General features: G+C 54.1%; 4 protein-coding genes and 1 rRNA gene. All 5 read right to left on the bottom strand.

The window, feature by feature from the left end; translation table 11 throughout:
• Positions 1-10: 10 nt before the first annotated feature.
• Complete coding sequence (gene aceK, locus C8D90_RS18060; RefSeq protein ID WP_115459854.1) at positions 11-1,729, bottom strand: bifunctional isocitrate dehydrogenase kinase/phosphatase; 1,719 nt, start codon at positions 1,727-1,729, stop codon at positions 11-13.
• A gap of 64 nt (positions 1,730-1,793) precedes the next feature.
• Entirely contained in the window at positions 1,794-3,110 is a 1,317-nt protein-coding gene (aceA, locus tag C8D90_RS18065; RefSeq protein WP_115459855.1) for an isocitrate lyase, read from the bottom strand.
• A gap of 46 nt (positions 3,111-3,156) precedes the next feature.
• Positions 3,157-4,755 carry a malate synthase A gene (gene aceB, locus C8D90_RS18070; RefSeq protein ID WP_115459856.1) on the bottom strand — a complete coding sequence of 533 codons (1,599 nt, stop codon included), beginning with the start codon at positions 4,753-4,755 and terminating at the stop codon, positions 3,157-3,159.
• 325 nt (positions 4,756-5,080) lie between these two features.
• Complete coding sequence (gene metA, locus C8D90_RS18075; protein WP_115459857.1) at positions 5,081-6,010, bottom strand: homoserine O-acetyltransferase MetA; 930 nt, start codon at positions 6,008-6,010, stop codon at positions 5,081-5,083.
• 218 nt (positions 6,011-6,228) lie between these two features.
• A 5S ribosomal RNA gene (rrf, locus tag C8D90_RS18080) occupies positions 6,229-6,344 on the bottom strand.
• Between the last annotated feature and the right edge of the window lie 178 nt (positions 6,345-6,522).

Consider the following 6,522-nt stretch of genomic DNA (forward strand, 5'->3'; position numbering starts at 1 on the left):
ACGCCCGGCCTCAGCGCTGGGCGAAACGTTTTTTACGCCGGTAAGCAAAGACATCGTCGAAAATACCGTCACGAATGCGTTGTTGTACCGCCCGCCAGTAATCCGCCTGAAACAGATCACCGTGCAGTTCCTCAAATACCGCCCGGATACGGGCGTTGCCGCACAGGAAATAGCGGAACTCTTCCGGGAATACGTCGTTGGGCGCCACGCTGTACCAGGGTTCTCCGCTGAGTTCATCCTCGGGATAACGCGGCGGCGGAATATCGCGGAAGTTTACTTCCGTCATGTAGCAAATCTCGTCGTAGTCATAAAACACCACGCGCCCATGCCGGGTGACGCCGAAGTTTTTAAACAGCATATCGCCCGGGAAAATATTGGCGGCGGCCAGCTGTTTGATCGCATTGCCATACTCTTCGATCGCGTCATGCAGTTGGCGCTCGTCTGCCTGCTCAAGGTAGATATTCAGCGGGATCATACGCCGTTCGATATAGAGATGGCGGATGACCAGGCTGTCGCCGGTGTCCTCCAGCTTTTCCGGGATCTCGCGCCACAGCTCTTCCATCAGCTCCGGACTGATACGGTGCTTTTCGATGACAAAGTTTTCATATTCCTGCGTATCCGCCATGCGCCCCACGCGGTCATGTTCCTTAACCAACTGATAGCAGGCCAGCACCCGCGCCGGATCCACTTCTTTCTGCGGGGCGAAACGATCTTTAATCACTTTGAATACGCGATCGAAAGAAGGCAGGGTAAACACCAGCATCACCATCCCTTTGATCCCCGGCGCAATAATGAACTGTTCACGCGAGGCGGCGATGTGATTCAGGTATTCGCGATAGTATTCGGTTTTACCATGCTTCTGGCAGCCTATCGCCATATACAGCTCCGCCGTGGTTTTTCCCGGCAAAAGCTCGCGCAGCCAGTCAACCAGCGCTGCCGGCAACGGGGCATACACCATGAAATAGGAGCGCGCGAAGCCGAATACGATGCTTGCCTCGTCGTAGCGGGTCAGGCAGGTGTCGATGAACAGCGCTCCCTGCTCGTTTTGATGGATCGGCAGCAGAAACGGCAGTACGCCCTGCGGCGTGTGCAGTTTGCCCACCAGCCACGCGGCCTTATTGCGGTAAAACAGTTCGTTGGCGATTTGAAGATAGCTGTCGGAAAGCGGGCCGTCCCCCACGGTTTCCCGCAGATGGCCGACGATATAACTGATGTCCCGCTCCGGCGCCTCCCACGGTAAACGCAGGGGAAGATCGCGCAGCAGGGTGCGCAGCATCTCAGGCCATCCGTCAGCCGGATGGAACGTGCGGGCCAGCGGGCGGGGAAACTCATGCCAGCGTCGCTCCGGCTGGGAACTGAAAACAAACAGGCGGTCCGGCGTTAAATCCCGGTGGCTGAACAGCCGGCAATACACCGAGTTGAAAAAGCTTTCGGCAATTTCAAAGCGGGGATAATCCGGCAAGAGGCCGGTGTAAACCAGTTTCACCCGGCTCAGGAAGTCGGCATCATGACAAAGCGGCCCGGTAATACGCCGCAGTTGCTCCACCACCAGGCCGACATGGTGATCGTAAAGGTGAATACGTTTCTTCATCGCCTGCTGTACGGCAGGCCAGTCCGCCCGTTCAAAACGCTGCTGCGCGCCGGCCGTTACTTCCAGAAAACGCCCGTATTGCGCGTCGAACCCTTGCAGGATCGTCTGCGCAACCAGTTGTTCCATACCTATCGTCATACGCTCTCCATGGACGAAAACGGGTGGGAAACCCCACCCGTTTATTAACGCGATGTAAGCCGGATCAGAACTGTTGTTCTTCCGTCGAGCCGGTCAGCGCCGTTACGGAGGATTCCCCGCCCTGAATCACGTTGGTGACGATGTCAAAGTAGCCGGTGCCCACTTCCTGCTGGTGAGAAGCGAAGGTATAGCCCTGAGACACGGAGGCGAACTCTTTCTCCTGCACCTTTTCTACGTAGTGCTTCATACCTTCGCCGCGCGCGTAGGCATGGGCCAGGTCGAACATGTTGAACCACATGCTGTGAATGCCGGCCAGGGTAATGAACTGGTATTTGTAGCCCATCGCCGAAAGCGATTCCTGGAAATGCGCGATGGTGGCGTCGTCCAGGTTCTTTTTCCAGTTGAATGAAGGCGAACAGTTGTAGGCCAGCAGTTTGCCGGGGAAACGGGCATGTATGGCGTCGGCGAAGCGTTTTGCCGCGTCCAGGTCCGGCGTGGAGGTTTCACACCAGACCAGATCGGCATAGGGGGCGTAGGCCAAACCACGGCTGATCGCCTGCTCAATGCCGGCACGGGTACGGAAGAAGCCTTCCACCGTGCGCTCGCCGGTAACAAACGGCGCGTCATAGCTGTCGCAGTCCGAGGTAATCAGATCGGCGGCATCGGCGTCGGTACGGGCAATCAGCAGCGTCGGTACACCCAGAACATCCGCAGCCAGGCGCGCGGCAACCAGTTTTTGCACCGCTTCCTGCGTTGGAACCAGTACCTTTCCGCCCATATGACCGCATTTTTTCACCGAGGCCAGTTGATCCTCAAAGTGCACGCCGGCGGCGCCAGCCACGATCATCGACTTCATCAGTTCAAATGCATTCAGTACGCCGCCGAAGCCCGCTTCCGCGTCCGCCACGATAGGCAGGAAATAGTCGTTATAGCGGTCGTCTCCCGGCTCAATGCCGTTGGCCCACTGAATTTGATCGGCGCGCTGGAAGGTATTGTTAATACGCTCCACAATCGCCGGCACCGAGTTTGCCGGGTAGAGAGACTGGTCCGGATACATGCTGGACGCCAGGTTGGCATCAGCGGCAACCTGCCAGCCGGAGAGGTAGATAGCCTCAATGCCGGCCTTCGCCTGCTGTAACGCCTGCCCGCCGGTCAGCGCGCCCAGGCTGTTGACGTATCCTTTACGCGCCCCGCCGTGCAACAGTTCCCACAGCCTGGCCGCCCCTCTCTGTGCCAGCGTGTACTCCTGATTCACCGATCCCCTTAAGTTTACGACTTCAGCAGCGCTGTAAGGACGGGTGATCCCCGACCAGCGAGCGTCGCTTTCCCATTGCTGTTCCAGTTGCTGAATTTGTTGCTTACGCGGCGTAGAGGTAGACATGGCAGGTGCTCCTTGAATTTTAATAAAATCGTAGGGTTAAGGGTTATTAGTCCAGCAAGGCATATCCGGGTAACGTCAGGAAGTCGATCAGGGTTTCCTGCGTGGTGATGCGCTCCATCAGTTGGGCCGCATCAGCAAAACGCCCTTGTGTAAAACGCGTTTCGCCCACTTCCTGACGAATGACCTGCATTTCCTCATCCAGCATGGTGTGGAACAGTTCGCGGGTTATCACTTTTCCGTTACTCAGCGTTTTCTCGTGGCGAATCCATTGCCAGATGGAGGTACGGGAGATCTCCGCCGTGGCGGCATCCTCCATCAGTCCGTAAATCGGCACGCAACCATTGCCGGAGATCCAGGCCTCGATGTATTGCACCGCAACGCGGATGTTAGCCCGCATGCCTTCCTCGGTACGTTCTCCGGGGCAAGGCTCCAGCAGTTGTTGCGCGGTAATCTCGCTGTCCTGGCTGCGGGAGATGTTCAGTTGGTTTTTACGCTCGCCCAGGGTGCGGTTAAAAACATCCATCACCACGTCAGCCAGGCCGGGATGCGCAACCCAAGTGCCATCATGACCATTGCTGGCCTCCAGCTCCTTATCCGCCCGGACCTTATCCAGCACCCAGGCGTTGCGCTCAGCGTCTTTACTGGGAATAAAGGCCGCCATGCCGCCCATCGCGAACGCGCCGCGACGATGGCAGGTTTTAATCAGCAGACGTGAGTAGGCGCTCAGGAACGGTTTATCCATCGTAACGGACTGGCGATCGGGCAAGACACGATCGGCATGGTTCTTCAGCGTTTTGATATAGCTGAAAATGTAATCCCAGCGGCCGCAGTTCAGGCCAACAATGTGATCCCGCAGGCTGTACAGGATTTCATCCATCTGGAATACCGCCGGCAGCGTTTCAATCAGTACCGTCGCTTTAATTGTGCCGCGCGGTAATTCAAAACGATCTTCGGCATAGCTGAATACTTCGCTCCACCACGCTGTCTCGTGGTAGGACTCTGTTTTGGGCAGGTAAAAGTAAGGGCCGCTGCCTTTGTCCAATAACGCACGGTAGTTGTGATAAAAGTAGAGCGCAAAATCAAACAGGCCACCGGGGATTGCCTCCCCTTGCCAGAGCACATGTTTTTCCGGCAGATGCAGCCCGCGAACGCGGCAGATCAACACCGCCGGATCGGGATTAAGGCTGTATTCTTTGCCCTGTTCATTGATGAAGCTGATCGTTCCCTTCACGGCATCACGCAGATTGAGCTGGCCGTCGATGACTTTCTCCCATCCCGGCGCCAGCGAATCCTCAAAGTCCGCCATAAAAACTTTTACGTTGGCATTCAGGGCATTGATAACCATTTTGCGCTCAACGGGACCGGTAATTTCTACGCGACGGTCCAGGAGATCGTCAGGAATGCCGCGAATCGTCCACTCCGAATCTCTTATGGAAGCAGTTTCCATAATGAAATCAGGCAGTGCGCCATCATCAATTTTTTTCTGATTAATCAGTCGGTTTTCTAACAGCTCCTTACGGCGGGGAGAAAATTTTTGTACCAATTCCGTAAGAAAACGGATGGCTCCGTCCGTAAGAACCTGCTGTTCCTGATAGCTAAAATCCCGCGTAAAATGCAGCTCCGTTGTCATTTCTTGCTGTGTCATTTCTCTCTCCCATCCCCATATGGCCGCATTCTTCTGAATATGCGCCTGACCCGGTAACGTATTTCGACGGTCATTTTTCAAGCCGACAGTTCAAAGAATAGACAACAAATTTCTAAAATCAAAAACAATTTCCATTTTATTTTTAAATTTTTCTTTTCATTTTTGTTATCAATAAGTTAATTGAAGTTCATTTTTTATCTCTGAAGAAAACCGGTTCCAGCAGTGGAAAAAAGGGAAATCGGGGTTGCCGTACAGGAATATAGGGAAGCACAAACGCAAAACGCCGGTAGTGTTTACCGGCGTTTAATCAGGAGGGAGTGGTTGTTCAGTCTAACGTTGGATTCATATAACGCAGATCGTAAGGCGTGATTTGGTAAACGTAGTAATTCAGCCAGTTAGTGAAAAGCAGATGGCCATGACTGCGCCATGAGGCTTTCGGCGCACGTTGCGGATCGTCATCAGGGAAATAATTAACCGGAACAGCGGGGCTCAGCCCGGCTTCAAGATCGCGAAAGTATTCGCCTGAAAGCGTATGTGCATCGTATTCCGGATGACCCGTGACGAAAGCCAGGCGTTTATCACGGGTTGCAAACAGGTAAGCGCCGGCCTGTTCTGATTCCACAAAGATCTCGAGATCGGTGTGCTTTCTCAGAACGTCCGCCGGGAAGTCAGCATAGCGCGAGTGAGGCGCCAGAAACGTTTCGTCAAACCCGCGGGTCAGTAACGCATGCGGTTGTAAGGTCTGATGAGTATATACGCCGGAGAGTTTTGTTTCGCGGGTCAGCTTGGGGATGCCATACAGGACGTTTAATGCAGCTTGTACCGCCCAACAGACAAACAGGGTGGAGGTGACGTGTTCCTTTGCCCAGCGGATGACACGCTCAATCTGCGGCCAGTAGGCGACGTCACAGAAGTCCACTAACCCCAGCGGCGCACCGGTTACGATCAGTCCATCGAAGTTCTGATCGCGAATGTCTTCAAAGTTACAGTAAAAGTTATTCAGGTGCTCAGCCGGCGTGTTTTTCGACTCGCGGCTGTCGATTCGCAGCAGTTGGATGTCGATTTGCAGCGGAGAGTTAGAAAGCAGGCGCAGGAATTGGTTTTCCGTTTCGATCTTCTTTGGCATCAGATTCAGTACCAACACCTTCAGCGGACGGATCTCCTGCGTAGCAGCACGTGATGAGGTCATGACAAACACGTTTTCATTGCGCAGAAAACTGACGGCGGGTAATTCGTCTGGCACCCTGATCGGCATAACGGTAACTCCTACTTTCATCCATATAAACGTTTAGACTTCTAGATGCCTGACGATAACGATTTTTCATCAACTTGTACAGCGTGCAGGAGAAAGTTGAAGAAGTTTCATCGAGGGGGTTCTGACGGGAAGGGCGTTTCACATCCCTCTGGAAAAGGTTTCTAAATTGCACAAACGCAAAAACCCCGGCCTTCCGACCGGGGTTCTCACTAATAAAAGCCTGGCAGTTCCCTACTCTCACATGGGGAAGCCCCACACTACCATCGGCGCTACGGCGTTTCACTTCTGAGTTCGGCATGGGGTCAGGTGGGACCACCGCGCTATCGCCGCCAGGCATATTCTGTTATTCCAACCGCTTAAATCTATTAAGCCACCGGAACCAACCCTAAAACAAGCTAAAAATATCTTATCTCTTGCGTCTCTCACCAAAACACCTTCGGTGTTGTAAGGTTAAGCCTCTCGGTTCATTAGTATCGGTTAGCTCAACGCATCGCTGCGCTTACACACCCGAC

Source organism: Enterobacillus tribolii (assembly GCF_003363015.1).
Classification (GTDB): domain Bacteria; phylum Pseudomonadota; class Gammaproteobacteria; order Enterobacterales; family Enterobacteriaceae; genus Enterobacillus; species Enterobacillus tribolii.